At 69.0% G+C, this 15639-nt stretch carries 12 protein-coding genes; 10 read left to right on the forward strand and 2 right to left on the reverse strand.

The genetic code is table 11. The annotated features are described in order from the left end of the window. Position 1 precedes the first annotated feature (1 nt). From murG to lpxC, 7 genes are all read left to right on the forward strand, one after another. Positions 2-1120, forward strand: a complete 1119-nt coding sequence (murG, locus tag MNQ95_RS10115; protein WP_241952791.1) for an undecaprenyldiphospho-muramoylpentapeptide beta-N-acetylglucosaminyltransferase — start codon at positions 2-4, stop codon at positions 1118-1120. Continuing rightward, the gene (murC, locus tag MNQ95_RS10120) at positions 1117-2553 is read left to right on the forward strand and encodes a UDP-N-acetylmuramate--L-alanine ligase (protein WP_241952792.1); all 1437 of its coding nucleotides are present in this window, start codon (positions 1117-1119) and stop codon (positions 2551-2553) included. The genes murG and murC overlap by 4 nt, the downstream gene beginning before the upstream one ends. Next, positions 2550-3536 (forward strand): D-alanine--D-alanine ligase, encoded by a 987-nt coding sequence (locus MNQ95_RS10125; RefSeq protein WP_241952793.1) that lies wholly within the window; start codon positions 2550-2552, stop codon positions 3534-3536. Before murC ends, MNQ95_RS10125 begins: the two co-directional genes overlap by 4 nt. Continuing rightward, complete coding sequence (locus MNQ95_RS10130; protein WP_241952794.1) at positions 3533-4312, forward strand: cell division protein FtsQ/DivIB; 780 nt, start codon at positions 3533-3535, stop codon at positions 4310-4312. The genes MNQ95_RS10125 and MNQ95_RS10130 overlap by 4 nt, the downstream gene beginning before the upstream one ends. Beyond that, positions 4309-5544, forward strand: a complete 1236-nt coding sequence (gene ftsA / locus MNQ95_RS10135; RefSeq protein WP_162408350.1) for a cell division protein FtsA — start codon at positions 4309-4311, stop codon at positions 5542-5544. The genes MNQ95_RS10130 and ftsA overlap by 4 nt, the downstream gene beginning before the upstream one ends. A gap of 202 nt (positions 5545-5746) precedes the next feature. Then, complete coding sequence (gene ftsZ, locus MNQ95_RS10140) at positions 5747-6997, forward strand: cell division protein FtsZ (protein WP_162408349.1); 1251 nt, start codon at positions 5747-5749, stop codon at positions 6995-6997. 386 nt (positions 6998-7383) lie between these two features. Continuing rightward, entirely contained in the window at positions 7384-8295 is a 912-nt protein-coding gene (gene lpxC / locus MNQ95_RS10145) for a UDP-3-O-acyl-N-acetylglucosamine deacetylase (protein ID WP_162408348.1), read from the forward strand. A gap of 338 nt (positions 8296-8633) precedes the next feature. Here lpxC and MNQ95_RS10150 read toward each other — a convergent pair whose 3' ends face one another. Further along, positions 8634-9116 (reverse strand): DciA family protein, encoded by a 483-nt coding sequence (locus MNQ95_RS10150; RefSeq protein WP_241954405.1) that lies wholly within the window; start codon positions 9114-9116, stop codon positions 8634-8636. 10 nt (positions 9117-9126) lie between these two features. On the opposite strand from MNQ95_RS10150, the gene MNQ95_RS10155 reads away from it, so the two are divergent. The 3 genes from MNQ95_RS10155 to MNQ95_RS10165 all read left to right on the forward strand — a co-directional run bounded on the left by MNQ95_RS10155 (position 9127) and on the right by MNQ95_RS10165 (position 14481). Continuing rightward, positions 9127-10068 (forward strand): M23 family metallopeptidase, encoded by a 942-nt coding sequence (locus tag MNQ95_RS10155; RefSeq protein WP_162408346.1) that lies wholly within the window; start codon positions 9127-9129, stop codon positions 10066-10068. A gap of 376 nt (positions 10069-10444) precedes the next feature. Continuing rightward, positions 10445-13195, forward strand: coding sequence for a preprotein translocase subunit SecA (gene secA, locus MNQ95_RS10160; RefSeq protein ID WP_162408345.1), 2751 nt, complete (start codon positions 10445-10447; stop codon positions 13193-13195). Positions 13196-13533: 338 nt separating this feature from the next. Then, positions 13534-14481: a Nudix family hydrolase gene (locus MNQ95_RS10165; RefSeq protein ID WP_241952795.1), complete on the forward strand. Its 948-nt coding sequence runs from the start codon at positions 13534-13536 to the stop codon at positions 14479-14481. 526 nt (positions 14482-15007) lie between these two features. Here the strand turns inward: MNQ95_RS10165 and coaE are convergent. Next, positions 15008-15625 (reverse strand): dephospho-CoA kinase, encoded by a 618-nt coding sequence (gene coaE / locus MNQ95_RS10170; protein WP_241952796.1) that lies wholly within the window; start codon positions 15623-15625, stop codon positions 15008-15010. Between the last annotated feature and the right edge of the window lie 14 nt (positions 15626-15639).

The following is a 15639-nucleotide window of genomic DNA, read 5'->3' on the forward strand; positions in this document are numbered from 1 at the left end:
TATGCATGCGACTCCGGCACAGAAGCCGGTGCGTCCGGTGATGGTCATGGCCGGGGGTACCGGTGGCCACATTTTCCCGGCATTGGCGGTGGCGCAGGTGCTGCGCGATCGCGGCGTGCCCGTGGTCTGGCTGGGCGCGAGTGGTGCGATGGAAACGCGGCTGGTGCCGCAGCACGGGATCGAGATCGACACGCTTCCGGTCGCCGGCGTGCGCGGCAAGGGCAAGCTGGCCCTGATCGCGGCCCCGGCGAAACTGCTGCGCGCCGTCAGCGCCGCGCGCGCGGTGCTGCGCCGGCGGCGTCCCCGCGCGGTGATCGGATTCGGCGGTTTCGCTTCCGGCCCGGGTGGCCTGGCGGCATGGCTGTCCGGCCTGCCGTTGCTGGTGCACGAACAGAACCGCGCGCCGGGCATGACCAACCGCGTGCTGTCGAAGCTGGCTCGGCGCACGCTGAGCGGCTTCCCGGGCAGCTTCGCCCGCGAGGAAGTCGCGGGCAATCCGGTGCGCGCGGCGATCGCCGCGCTGCCGGCGCCGGAGCAGCGCCTGGCCGGCCGCACCGGCCCGCTGCGCCTGCTGGTGCTGGGCGGCAGCCAGGGCGCACGCGCGCTCAATGACGCACTGCCGGCCGCACTGGCTGTGCTGGCCGACATCGCGATCGATGTGCGCCACCAGTGCGGCGAAAAGCTGCGCGCCGAAGCCGAGCGCGCCTACGCCGATGCCGGCGTGCCGGCACGCGTGGAGGCCTTCATCGACGACATGGCCGCGGCCTACGCCTGGGCCGACCTGGTGGTGTGCCGTGCAGGGGCATCCACCCTGGCCGAGCTCTGCGCCGCCGGCGTCGGCAGCGTGCTGGTGCCGTTCGCCGCCGCGGTCGACGACCACCAGACCCGCAACGCCGAATACCTGGTCGAGCACGAAGCGGCCGTGTTGCTGAAGCAGGACGCGCAGCTGGCCGCGAACCTGCAGCCCGTGTTGCGTTCGCTTGCCGCCGATCCGTCCCGCCGCCTGGCGATGGCAAGTGCCGCGCGCACGCTGGCGCGGCCCGACGCGGCCGAGCGCATCGCCGACATCATCCTCGAAGAATCCGCTTCGCCCGACGCATCCCCTGGAGTTTCCGCATGATCCGCCGCCTCAACGACACCGACGACCTCGTGCGCGCCTTCCCCCGCGTGCATTTCGTCGGCATTGGCGGCACCGGCATGAGCGGCATCGCGGAAGTGATGCTGACGCTCGGCTACGAGGTCTCCGGCTCCGACAGCGCCGACAACGCTGCCACCCGCCGCCTGGCGCGACTGGGTGCGCGCGTCGTGCGCGGTCATTCCGCCGCCAACGTGCTGGGGACCGATTGCGTGGTGGTGTCCAGCGCGATCCGCGAGGACAACCCGGAACTGATGGAGGCGCGCAGCCAGCGCATCCCGATCGTGCCGCGCGCGGCGATGCTGGCCGAACTGATGCGTTTCCGCCGCGGCATTGCCGTGGCCGGCACCCACGGCAAGACCACCACCACCAGCCTCACCGCCGCGGTGCTCAGCGAAGGCGGGCTGGATCCGACCTTCGTCATCGGCGGGCAGCTGCTCGCGGCCGGCGCCAACGCCAAGCTCGGCGGCGGCCAGTGGCTGGTGGCCGAGGCCGACGAGAGCGACGGCAGCTTCCTGCGCCTGAACCCGCTGGTCGCGGTGATCACCAACATCGATGCCGACCACCTCGAGAACTACGGCAACGACTTCTCGCGGCTGCAGTCGGCGTTCGCCGAGTTCCTGCAGCGCCTGCCGTTCTACGGGCTGGCGGTGCTGTGCATCGACGACCCGGAAGTGGCCGCGCTCGCCGCACACACCCCGCGCCACGTGATGACCTACGGCACGGCCGAGAACGCCGACGTGCGCGCCGACGACATCGTCCAGGATGGCCCGCGCATGCGCTTCACCCTGCGCCTGCCCGAAGGCGCGACGGTGCCGGTGACCCTGGCCCTGCCGGGCCGGCACAACGTGCTCAACGCGCTGGCCGCCGCCGCCGTGGCCTGGCAGCTGGGCGTGTCGCCGGCGAACATCGCTTCGGCGCTGGAGAAGTTCGCCGGTATCGGCCGGCGCTTCAACGACCTGGGCGAAGTGGCCACAGCATCGGGCGCGAAGGTGCGCGTGGTCGACGACTACGGCCACCACCCCAAGGAACTGGCAGCGGTGTTCGCCGCCGCGCGCGGTGGCTGGCCGGAGCGTCGCCTGGTCGTGGCCTTCCAGCCGCACCGCTACAGCCGCACCCGCGACCAGTTCGATGCGTTCGCCTCGGTCCTGTCGGAAGCCGACGCGCTGGTCCTGAGCGAGGTCTATCCGGCCGGCGAGGCGCCGATCCCCGGGGCGGATGCGCGTTCCCTGGCCCGCGCGATCCGCGCCCGCGGACGCAGCGAGCCGGTGGTGGTGGGGCAGGTCGCCGACCTGGTCACCGTGCTGCCCGACGTGCTCCAGGACGGCGACCTGTTGCTGATGATGGGCGCGGGCGACATCGGCTACGTGGCCCACCAGATCGCCACCGATGGCTTCGGCAGCGGAGCCCCGGCATGAGCACGAACCTGCTGTCGCCGCCGCGTTTCACCGATCCGACCGTGTTCGGCCGGGTCGCCGTGCTGATGGGCGGCACCAGCTCCGAACGCGAAGTGTCGCTGGATTCGGGCCGCAACGTGCTCGACGCGCTGCGCGCGCACGGCGTGGACGCGCATGCGGTCGATGGCATCCCGGCATTGGCCGAGGCCCTGCTGGCGAAGAAATTCGATCGCGTCTTCAACATCCTGCACGGCCAGCGCGGCGGGGGCGAGGACGGCGTCGTGCAGGGCCTGATGGACGCGCTGGGTGTTCCGTACACCGGTTCGGACGTGCTCGGTTCGGCGCTGGCGATGGACAAGATCCGGACCAAGCAGGTGTGGCTGTCGCTGGGCCTGCCGACGCCGCGCTACGTGCGCATCGCGCGCGGCGCCGACGCTTCCTCCGTGCATGCCGCGGCGCGCACGCTGGGCCTGCCGGTCATCGTCAAGCCGTCCTCCGAAGGGTCCAGCGTGGGCGTGTCGCGCGTGCTGGACGAAGCCGGCCTGGATGACGCGGTCGAGCTGGCCGCGCGCTATCCGGGCGAGCTGCTGATGGAACAGATGGTGGTCGGCGACGAGCTGACCGTCGGCATCCTCGGCAACGTGGCGCTGCCATCGATCCGGATCGTGCCCAAGGGCGAGTGGTACGACTACAACGCCAAGTACATCGCCGAGGACACCCAGTACCTGTGCCCCGGCCTGGCCGGCGAGGACGAACTGCGCCTGGGCGAGCTGGCGCTGGCCGCATTCCGCGCCGCCGGCTGCAGTGGCTGGGGCCGTGTGGACGTGATGCGTTCGCGCACCACCGGCGCGCCCTACCTGCTTGAAGTGAACACCGCGCCAGGCATGACCAGCCATTCGCTGGTGCCCAAGGCCGCGCGCCAGGTCGGCGTCGAATTCGAGGAGCTGTGCTGGCGGATCCTCGAGCAGACCGTGGCCGATACCGAGGGAGGTGCCGCTGCGTGAACGCGCTGCTGCGCATCCTGGCCTGGCTGCTCGCGGTGACGCTGGTCGCGTTGCCGGTGGTGGCCGTGCTCAACGGCTGGGTCGGAGCCGAGCGCTGGCCGTTGTCGCGCCTGCGCGTGACCGGCCAGTTCGAGCGGGTCCAGGCCGAGCAGCTGCGTGCGGCGGTGGCGCCGTATGCCAGTCGCGGCTTCTTCGCCGCCGACCTCGACGCGGCGCAACGCGCGGTGGAGAAGCTGCCCTGGATCGAGCACGCACAAGTGCGCAAGCAATGGCCCGACGTCCTTGAGATCCAGGTCGTCGAGCACGTGCCGTTCGCCTTCTGGGACGAAGACAAGCTGCTGTCCGAGCGTGGCCAGCTGTTCCCCCTGCCGCAGGACCTGGCCAGCGAACGCCTGCCGCGGCTGGGCGGACCGCCGGCGCGCAGCGCCGAGGTGGTCGAGCTCTACAACGAGGCGCGCGGGCTGTTCGCGCCGCTGGGTTACGGCGTCGCGCAACTGGGCATGGATGCACGGGGCAGCTGGTCGATGACCCTGGATAACGGCATCGAGGTGGTGGTCGGTCGCGACGATGCGCGCGCACGCCTGCAGCGCTTCGCCCGCGTGCTTCCGCAGTTGCTGGTGCAACAGGCGCGCCCGATCGCGCGTGCCGACCTGCGTTACACCAACGGATTCACCCTGGCCTGGGGTACGCCCGCGGCCTCCGCACCTTCTTCCCCTTCACCGCAGGCGCCGACCGGCACCGCGCGGACGCAATCACAGCAGGCGAGCAGTACATGAACCGCAAAGGCGACAAGTCCCTCATCGTGGGCCTCGATATCGGCACCTCCAAGGTGGTGGCGCTGGTGGGCGAGTATTCGCCGGGCAATCCGATCGAGGTGATCGGGATCGGCTCGCACGAATCGCGCGGCCTCAAGCGCGGCGTGGTGGTGGATATCGAGTCGACCGTGCAGTCGATCCAGCGCGCGGTGGAGGAGGCCGAGCTGATGGCCGGCTGCGAGATCCGCTCGGTGTATGCGTCGATCTCCGGCAACCACGTGCAGTGCAAGAACTCGCCGGGCATCGTCCCGATCCGCGACGGCGAGGTGACCTGGGCCGACCTGGACCGGGTGCTCGATGCGGCCAAGGCGGTGGCCATCCCGGCCGACCAGCGCATCCTGCACGCGATCCCGCGCGAGTACGTGCTCGACGACTCGCAGGAAGGCATCCGCAACCCGGTCGGCATGACCGGCGTGCGCCTGGAGGTGCATGCTCACCTGGTCACCTGCGCGCAGTCGGCGGCGCAGAACATCACCAAGTGCGTGCAGCGCTGCGGCCTGCAGGTCGACGACCTGATCCTGTCTTCGCTGGCCTCGAGCGTCGCGGTGCTGACCGCCGACGAGCGCGAACTGGGCGTGGTCCTTGTGGACATGGGCGCCGGCACCACCGACATCGCGGTGTTCATCCAGGGCGCGATCTGCCACACCGCCTCGCTGCCGATCGCCGGCGACCACGTCACCAACGACATCGCGCACATGCTGCGCACCCCGACGCCGGAAGCCGAGCAGATCAAGGTGCGCTACGCCTGCGCGCTGGCGCAGCTGGCCACCGCCGAGGAGAGCATCCAGGTGCCCAGCGTCGGCGACCGGCCGCCGCGGCGCATGCCGCGCGCTTCGCTGGCGCAGGCAGTGCAGGGTCGTTACGAGGAAATCTTCGAAATGGTCCAGGCCGAGCTGCGCCGCTCCGGTTTCGAGGAGATGGTCCGCGCAGGCATGGTCCTGACCGGCGGCGCCTCGAAGATGGAAGGCGTGGTCGAGCTGGCCGAGGAGATGCTGCAGATGCCCGTGCGCATCGGCATCCCCCAGCACGTGAGCGGGCTGGGCGAGGTGGTGGGCAACCCGGTGCATGCCAGTGGCGTGGGCCTGCTGCTGATGGGCAGCCAGATCGAGCATCCGCGCCGGCCGGCATTGCCCAGCGGCCGCGCCGGCAACTTCTTCAAGAAGATCTTCAAGTGGTACGGCGGCGAGTTCTGAGCCGCGGGCGAGTGCGGGTGCGGGTGCGGACGAGGGTGGTTGGAAGCGGTTGTTGTAGGCGGTTGTTGTAGGCGCCGGCTTGCCGGCGACAGGGTGGCAGAGGTGGCAGCAACAGCGGGCAGGCCCCGCCTGCTGTGGAACGGGTAACGACAACTAACGCCGGAGCACAGAAAGCCGGCACTTAATAACGAGGACAACGGACATGGCACATTTCGAACTGATCGAGAAGATGGCTCCGAACGCGGTGATCAAGGTCATCGGCGTGGGCGGCGGCGGCGGTAATGCCGTGGCGCACATGGTCAACAGCAGCGTCGATGGCGTCGAGTTCATCACCGCCAACACCGACTCGCAGGCGATCAAGAACTGCGGCGCGAAGATGCAGCTCCAGCTCGGCGGCAACGTCACCAAGGGCCTGGGCGCGGGCGCCAATCCGGAAGTCGGCCGCCAGGCCGCGCTGGAGGATCGCGAGCAGATCATCGCCGCGCTCGATGGCGCGGACATGGTGTTCATCACCGCCGGCATGGGCGGCGGCACCGGTACCGGCGCGGCGCCGGTGGTGGCGCAGCTGGCCAAGGAAATGGGCATCCTGACCGTGGCCGTGGTCACCAAGCCGTTCCCGTTCGAGGGCCGCCGGCGCATGCAGGTCGCGCTCAAGGGCATCGAGGAACTTTCGACCCATTGCGACTCGCTGATCACCATCCCGAACGAGAAGCTGATCACCGTGCTCGGCCGCAACGCGACGATGGTGCAGGCGTTCCGCGCCGCCAACGACGTGCTGCAGGGCGCGGTGCAGGGCATCGCCGACCTGATCGTTCGCCCGGGCCTGATCAACGTCGACTTCGCCGACGTGCGCACCGTCATGTCCGAGATGGGCCTGGCGATGATGGGCACCGGCACTGCCCGCGGCGATGACCGCGCGCAGGCTGCGGCCGAGTCGGCGATCCAGAACCCGCTGCTGGACGACGTCAACCTGGCCGGCGCCAACGGCATCCTGGTCAACATCACTGCCGGCCCGGATTTCACCATGGCCGAGTTCGACGAGATCGGCCGCACCGTCGAGGGCTTCGCCTCCGAGGATGCGACCGTGGTCGTGGGCACCGTGCTCGATCCGGAGATGCAGGACGAAGTGCGCGTGACCGTGGTCGCCACCGGCCTCAACCGTGCCGTCGCCCGCCAGCCGGTGCGCGAGCGCGAGTTCGCCGGCGGCCGCGCCGAGTTCGCCGCGCGCGAGCCGATGCGCGCACCGGTCCGCCTGGTCCGCGACGCCACCACCGGCCTGCCGATCGACGACGGCTTCGCCAGCGACCCGGTCGCCAACGCGGTCGGTGGGCTCGGCCTGCGTCGCGGCGGCGCAAGCGGTGCCGCTACCGCATCCGCGCCGGCCCCGGCGGCTGCCGACCTGCCCAACGATTACCTGGATATCCCGGCGTTCCTGCGCCGCCAGGCTGACTGAGCCACTGGCCGGCTGCGATGCCGGCCATGGATGAGCGTTGGAAAAAACGCTGCCGTGGGTGCGCCATCACCCTGGCAGCAGTGGTAACCCGGGAACGCGCCCAAAGCGCGGTTCCGGTGTGTCCGTAGTCCCTTGCTGCCGGGCCGATCAGGCCCGGCAGGTTTTAGCGTCCGTCGGCGGGCGTGATTTCCCTGCGGCAGCGGGCTTCGCTCCGTGAAACCGGGACGCCACGCCACAGCGATGCCCGCAGGTGGTGCATCGCGTTACCGGCGTCGGGCTTCAGGGCGTCGCGCGGAAACAGTCCGTTAAGATTCAGCTAAACGCGTGATATTCTCAGCGCCTTCACGCGACACCGCAGCACAGTCTCCCCGTCGCACGGTGGCCCCATGACCCGGCAGCGCACCATCAAGAACACGATCCGCGCCACCGGCGTCGGCCTGCACAGCGGCAACAAGGTCTACATGACCCTGCGCCCGGCGGCAGCTGACCACGGCGTCGTGTTCCGTCGCACGGACCTGGAGCCGGTGGTGGAAGTCCCCGCGGCCGCAAGCCTGGTCACCGAGACCACGCTGTGCACCGGACTGACCTGTGGCGAGGCGAAGATCCAGACCGTCGAGCACCTGATGTCGGCCGCGGCCGGCCTGGGCATCGACAACCTGATCGTCGAACTGTCCTCGGCCGAGCTGCCGATCATGGACGGCTCGTCGGGCCCGTTCGTGTTCCTGCTGCAGTCCGCCGGCGTGGCCGAGCAGGACGCGCCCAAGCGCTTCATCCGCATCCTCAAGGACGTGGAAGTGCGCGAGGGCGACAAGGTCGCACGCTTCACGCCGTACGACGGCTACCGGCTGGACTTCACCATCCAGTTCGACCACCCGATGATCCCGGCCAAGCAGTCGCATCACCGGCTGGAGTTCTCCACTGCCGCGTACATCCAGGAAATCTCCCGCGCCCGCACCTTCGGCTTCATGCGCGACCTGGAATACATGCGCGAACTCAACCTCGGCCTGGGCGGCTCGATGGACAACGCCATCGTGCTCGACGAGTTCCGCGTCCTCAACGAGGACGGCCTGCGCTACGCCGACGAGTTCGTGCGCCACAAGATCCTCGATGCGATCGGCGACCTGTACCTGGTCGGCGCTCCTATCCTGGGCGCGTACGAGGGCTACAAGTCCGGGCATGCGCTCAACAACAAGCTCGCACGCGCCCTGCTGGCCGATGCCAGCGCGTGGGAGCGGGTCACTTTCGAGAACGTCGCTTCGCAGGCGCCCTTGGCCTACGGCACGCCCGCGCTGGCCTGATCGAGCCGCCGCGGCTTACAGCCCGCCCGGCATCCCCCGCTTCACACCTATTTTCAGCGGCGGCCTGCCCTTGGGTGGCTGCCTGCGGACGGCTGTCCGTCTTCCATCCTGTTTGCCGACGGACCACCCCCTGCGGGTCGGCGCGGCTGACCCGCTGCCCTCCAAACCTGAACAGGGCCTCCAGTCTTGAAAGCGTTTTCAGGTCTTCATGGACTTTCACGAAGCGTGAACCCGACGCGGGATCCGTATCCGACGTAACGAAACTTTAATGATTCGCTAACGACGTGAGCGAATCGTGACGATAGGATGCCCCGCAGGTTGTCCTCCGACGTCGAAAACTACGTTGCGGGGTCGGTCTCAGACCCCGGGGCAGGAGCTCCGGAATCTTGGGGATCCGATGGATCGGATTCCCGCAGGGATGCCAATGCGTCGCTCAGAGCTTGCCGGGCGGTCGCTGAAACCAGGGGGGGCGTTGCACCGGCCGGGACAGGCGGACGCAACGGACCGGTAGTCGTTTTAACGATGACTGCGGTGGGATTCAGCCCGACGGAGCGGGCCGCATCGAGGAGTTCGGCCTCTGCCAGGCGCACCCGCGCCCGCCAGACCGGGGAATCGGTGACAAAAACGAGTTGCTCGCCGGACACGTTCGCCAACCTGCAATGGGCGGCGAAACCGGGGGGCAGCAGGGGACGCAACTGCTGGTCCAGCGCATCGAGCCAGAGGGCTCGGCGCAAGGTGGCGCCAGTTTCATCCGCCAACGCGGCTTCGGCTGCGGGACGTGGGACGGTCGCCTTGCGGGCGTTTGGCTTCAAATCAGGCATACCCAAAAGCATGAGCTATAAATTCATCGTAAGAAACCCGCGTGACAGCCACGCGAACAGCATGGCCGGACGCCTTCGGGGCCTGGTCTCTCAGCGTCCAGGCGTTGCATTCGCGGCAGTACTGGCTACCGGTGTCCTCCTGGGAACCGGCGCCGGCGTCGCGATCGGGATGGCCGGCGCGCAGAACACGCAGTCGCAGCTGGCCAGCCAGCAGAACGAACTGGAGCAGGTGCGACGCCAGTCGCAGCAGGAAATCAACGCATTGGCTGCGCGCCTGGGCGAGCTGCAGGCCCAGGCCAATCGCCTCAACGCCCTGGGCGAGCGGCTGACCGAAGCCGGCCAGCTGGAAGACGGCGAATTCGATTTCCACGGCACGCCCGGCCAGGGTGGCGCCGGTGTCGCCCTGGACATGCCGATGTCGGACCTGACCGCCGGCCTGGACGAGGTGCAGCAGCAGTTCGATGCTTCCGGCCGGCAGCTGTCGGTAATGGAGTCGCTGCTGTTTGACCGCCAGCTCGAGAGCAATGCGGTGCCGTCGCGTTCGCCGGTGCGTCGCAGCTACATCACCTCCGGTTTCGGCAAGCGCGCCGATCCGTTCGGCCGTGGTGGCCAGTTCCACAAGGGCATCGATTTCGACGCCAACGTCGGCGATGCGGTCCTGTCGGTGGCCGACGGCGTGGTCAGCTTTGCGGGAAGCCGCAGCGGCTACGGCAACACGATCGAGGTCGACCACGGCAACGGCTATGTCACCCGCTACGCGCACAACTCGCGCCTGAGCGTGAAGGCCGGCGACCTGGTCCGCGCCGGCGAGCAGGTGGCCAAGGCCGGTTCGACCGGTCGTTCCACCGGCGCCCACGTGCATTTCGAGGTGTGGGAGAACGGCAACGTGGTCAATCCGCGCAAGTTCCTCAGCGATGGCCGCGCACCGGTAGCCAAGCGCAGCCGCGGCTGAGCCTCGCCGCAGCGCCCGCATGAGGCCCGTCCCCGGAAGGGGGCGGGCCTTTACGTTTCCGGCCCCCGCCATCCAAGGCCCATGTAGGAGCGGACTTCAGGCCGCGAAGCCGATGCCATTGGCACAGGCGACGCCGCTGCGGTTCCGGCAGTCTCGGTGTCGCGGTCACGCCCGCTCCTGCAACGGCATGGCGCGAGGCGGTGGTGGAGTCGGCGAGGGCTCCGGCCTGCCTTGAAAGGGGCCGGTCTGCCTTGAGATCGCCGCCCGGCGTCCCAAGCTACAATGTCATGTTGCCTCGGGCGGTCGCATTGCGCGCCGTCCGCACGGGCCGCCCGCTGGCGGCGGCCCCGGCGTTCATTCCCAACCGGTCCCATCGATGATCAACAAACTGCTTACCCGTGTCTTCGGCAGCCGCAACGAACGGCTCCTGCGCCAGATGGACCGCATCGTTGCCAAGGTCAATGCGCTCGAACCGGAGATGCAGAAACTCTCCGACGATGCCCTGAAGGCCAAGACCCCGGAATTCCAGCAGCGCATCGCCGGTGGCGAGCCGCTCGACAAGATCCTCCCCGAAGCCTTCGCGGTGTGCCGCGAGGCCAGCCAGCGCGTGCTGGGCATGCGCCATTACGACGTGCAGCTGATCGGCGGCATGGTCCTGCACCTGGGCAAGATCGCCGAGATGCGCACCGGCGAGGGCAAGACCCTGGTCGGCACCCTGCCGGTGTACCTCAACGCACTCGAGGGCAAGGGCGTGCACGTGGTCACCGTGAACGACTACCTGGCACGGCGCGATGCGGCCTGGATGGGCAAGCTCTACGACTGGCTGGGCCTGAGCGTGGGCGTGGTCTACCCGGGCATGCCGCACGGCGACAAGAAGGCCGCCTACAACGCCGACATCACCTACGGCACCAACAACGAATTCGGCTTCGACTACCTGCGCGACAACATGGCGCTGTCGCGGGCCGACCGCTTCCAGCGCGGCCTGCACTACGCCATCGTCGACGAGGTCGACTCGATCCTGATCGACGAGGCACGCACCCCGCTGATCATTTCCGGTCCGGCCGACGAGTCGCCGGAGCTGTACATCCGGGTCAACCGGATCGTGCCGCAGCTCAAGAAGCAGGAAACCGAGGACGGCGAAGGCGACTTCTGGGTCGACGAGAAGGGCAAGCAGGTCCACCTGTCCGAGGCGGGCATGGAGCACGCCGAGTCGCTGCTGCGCCGCGCCGGCATCCTGTCCGAGGATGACGGCCTGTACGGGGCCAACAATCTTTCCGTGGTCCACCACCTCAACGCCGCCATGCGTGCGCACGCGATCTACCAGCGCGACGTGGACTACATCGTGCGCGACGGCGAAGTGGTGATCGTCGACGAATTCACCGGCCGCACCCTGGCCGGGCGCCGCTGGTCCGACGGCCTGCACCAGGCAGTCGAGGCGAAGGAGGGCGTGCCGGTCCAGCGCGAGAACCAGACCCTGGCCAGCATCACCTTCCAGAACCTGTTCCGCATGTACAAGAAGCTGTCCGGCATGACCGGCACGGCGGATACCGAGGCCTACGAATTCCAGAGCATCTACGGCCTGGAAGTGATCGTGATCCCGACCCACAAGCCGGTCCAGCGCAAGGACCATCCCGACCAGGTGTTCCTCAACCGCGAAGGCAAGTTCCGCGCGGTGCTGGCCGACATCGAGGACTGCTTCAAGCGTGGCCAGCCGGTACTGGTCGGCACCACCTCGATCGAGACCTCGGAGATGCTTTCCGACTACCTGCGCAAGGCCGGCGTCGTGCACGAAGTGCTCAACGCCAAGCAGCACGAACGCGAGGCGCAGATCGTCGCCAACGCCGGCCGCCCGGGCGCGGTGACCATCGCCACCAACATGGCCGGCCGCGGCACCGACATCGTGCTGGGCGGCTCGCTGGAAGCCGAGCTGCACGAGCTGGGCGAAGAGGTCAGCGCGCTGGACAAGGTCAAGGTCAAGCGCGAGTGGCAGAAGCGCCACGACCAGGTCAAGGAAGCCGGTGGCCTGCACATCGTCGGCACCGAACGCCACGAATCGCGCCGCATCGACAACCAGCTGCGAGGCCGTTCCGGTCGCCAGGGCGATCCGGGCTCGTCCCGCTTCTACCTGTCGCTGGAAGACAACCTGATGCGCATCTTCGCCTCCGACTGGGTGCAGAAGGCGATGCGCATGATGGGCATGAAGGAAGACGACGTCATCGAGGACAAGCTGGTCAGCCGGCAGATCGAGAAGGCGCAGCGCAAGGTCGAGGCGCACAACTTCGACATCCGCAAGAACCTGCTCGACTTCGACGACGTCAACAACGACCAGCGCAAGGTGATCTACGCCCAGCGCGACGAGCTGCTGGACGCCGAGTCGGTGAAGGACAACGTCGAGGGCATCCGCGGCGACGTGATCAACGAGCTGGTCGGCCGCTTCGTGCCGCCCGAGTCGGTGGACGAGCAGTGGGACCTGCCGGGCCTGGAGGCGGCGCTGGTCGGCGAGCTGGGCCTGGACCTGGACTTGCAGGGCCTGGCCAAGCAGACCGAGGAGCTCGACGCGGAGGCGATCGAGCGCCACGTGCAGGGTGCGGTCGAGGCGTTGTTCGTGCAGAAGGAGGCCCAGCTGGGCACCGACACCGCGCGCGCGCTGGAGAAGCACATCATGCTCAACGTGCTCGACCAGGGTTGGAAGGAGCACCTGGCGCGCATGGACTACCTGCGCCAGGGCATCCACCTGCGCGGCTATGCGCAGAAGCAGCCCAAGCAGGAGTACAAGAAGGAAGCCTTCGAACTGTTCTCGGAGATGCTGGAGAACGTCAAGCGCCAGGTCGTGACGCTGCTGGCGCGCGTGCGCATCCGCAGCGAGGAGGAAGTGGCCGAACTGGAAGCGCAGGAGCGCGCCCAGGTCGAGGCGCAGCTGAAGCAGGCCCAGTTCCAGCACGCCGCCGCCGCCGGCTACGACACCGAGGACGAGGTTGCCGCGATCGAGCGCGAACGCCACGCCAGCGTGATGGGCACCGCGGCCGCCGGCACCGTCGTGCGCGAGGCGCCGAAGGTCGGCCGCAACGATCCATGCCCCTGCGGCAGCGGCAAGAAGTACAAGCACTGCCACGGCCAGCTGGCCTGATCCATCGCCCGTTGCGGGAGCCAGAAAAGGCGCCGGATCTCCGGCGCCTTTTTTTCTGGAGTCGACCCGCCGTTGCAGGAGCGGGCACGACCGCGACACCGAGAGCGTCGGAGTCGCAACGCGTCGCCCGTGCCAACGCCGTCGGCTTCGCGGCCTGGAGTCCGCTCCTACACAAGCCCCGACCACCCCCCGCCGTTGTAGGAGCGGGCATGACCGCGACACCGAGGTGTCGGATAACCGGTGCACCCAACCTCCCGGCACGCCCGTTTCCGCTGCCCGACCTCGTCCTCCAGCGCCCCTGATTCCGGTTCCCCCATCCATCCCGGTAAGCTGGACCCATGGAAGCCCCCCTGCGTTCGATCCATGTCGTGGCCGGCGTCATCACCGACGTGCGCGGCCGCGTGTTGCTGGCCCGCCGCGGCGAGGACAGCGACCTGGCCGGCCTGTGGGAGTTTCCCGGCGGCAAGCGCGAAGCCGGCGAAACCTCCGAAGCCGCGCTGATCCGCGAGCTGCACGAGGAGCTGGGCATCGACGCCGAAGTCGGCGAGGCCCTGATCGAAGTCCCGCAGGAATATCCCGGCAAGCGCCTGCGCCTGGAAGTGCGTGCCATCCGGAGCTGGAAGGGCACCCCGCGTGGACGCGAAGGCCAGGCGCTGACCTGGGTCGCACCCGATCGCCTGTCCCGCTACTCGATGCCGTCGGCCGACGTGCCGGTGGTCGGCGCATTGCGCCAGACCGACCGTTACCTGGTCACGCCCGAACCCGGAGCGGACCTGGAGGCGTGGCGCCAGTCACTGCGGCGGGCGCTGGAAGCGGGCATCGAGCGCGTGCAGTTGCGGGCGCGCAGCCTGCCGGCCGAGGCCTACGCCGCGCTTGCCCGTGATGTCGCCGACGAGTGCCGCCGGACCGGGGTCGAACTCCTGCTCAACCGCGACATCGCACTGGCGACCGAACTGGGCGTCGGCGTACAGCTGGGCAGTGAGCAGCTGGGCGGGCTGCAGGAGCGTCCGCTGCCCGAAGGGCAGACGGTCGGCGCCTCGTGCCATGACCTGGATGACCTGCGCCAGGCGCAGAACCTGGGTTGCGATTTCGCCGTGCTCGGCCCGGTCCGCGAAACCGCCACCCATCCCGGCGCGCCGCCCCTGGGCTGGGAAGGATTCGTCGCGCTGCGCGAGCAGGTCGCGCTGCCGATCTACGCCATCGGCGGCCTCACCGTGGCCGACCTGCAGACCGCGCGCAGCCACGGCGCGCAAGGTATTGCCGCGATCCGGAGCCTCTGGCTGTAGCGCCACGATAGAGGCGCAATTGCTCCTGTAGGAGCGGACTTCAGTCCGCGAAGGCGACGCCTTCGGCCCGGGCGACGCCCTCGAACCTCTCATGGCCTCGGTGTCGCGGTCATGCCCGCTCCTACAACAGCGGGGCCTGGGCTTTTGTAGGAGCGGACTTCAGTCCGCGAAGCCGACGCCTTCGGCCCGGGCGACGCCCTTGTGGGTCCAGCGGCCTCGGTGTCGCGGTCATGCCCGCTCCTACAACGGCACGATGCGTAGGGGGCTTGTGTAGGAGCGGACTTCAGTCCGCGAAGGCGACGCCTTCGGCCCGGGCGACGCCCTCGAACCTCTCATGGTCTCGGTGTCGCGGTCATGCCCGCTCCTACAACAGCGGGGCCTGGGCTTTTGTAGGAGCGGACTTCAGTCCGCGAAGGCGACGCCTTCGGCACGGGCGACGCCCTTGTGGGTCCAGCGGCCTCGGTGTCGCGGTCATGCCCGCTCCTACAACGATATCGGCCTGCTTGCGCACCGATTGGTGTGCGCCCTAGGACGAAGCGGCGGCCAGCGCGCGGTAGCGCGCATCCAGCGCGGAGACGGGCGCGTCCAGGTGTTCCGGGTGGCCGTCGTTGACCAGCACATCATCGGCGATCGCCAAACGTGCTTCGCGCGTGGCCTGCGCGCCGATCATGCGCATGGCCAGCGCTTCGTCCACGCCATCGCGGCGCATCAGTCGCGCGTGCTGCAGTTCCACCGGCGCATCGACCACGAGGATGCGGTCCAGCCAGGGGTATGCGGCGCGCCCGCCGGCTTCGGCCAGCAACGGGACCGCGGCAATCGCATACGGCCCGGCGGCGGCCCGGCATTCACGGGCGAGCGTCGCGCGGATCAGTGGATGGGTGATGGCCTCGAGCGTGGCCCGCGCCTGCGGGTCGGCGAAGATGCGTTCGCGCAACCGGCGCCGATCCAGCGAGCCGTCGTCCTGCAGCATCTCGCTGCCCAGCCGCGCCGCGATCTCCGCCAGCGCCGGCTGCCCGGGCTCCACCACTGCCCGCGCGATCACGTCGGCATCGGCGACGTGCACGCCCAGGGCTTCGAGGCGCCGGGTGACCTCGCTCTTGCCCGAGGCCACTCCCCCGGTCAGGCCGATGATGAAATCGCTCATGCGGCCATTGTAGG

Source organism: Pseudoxanthomonas daejeonensis (genome assembly GCF_022637495.1).
GTDB lineage: Bacteria > Pseudomonadota > Gammaproteobacteria > Xanthomonadales > Xanthomonadaceae > Pseudoxanthomonas > Pseudoxanthomonas daejeonensis.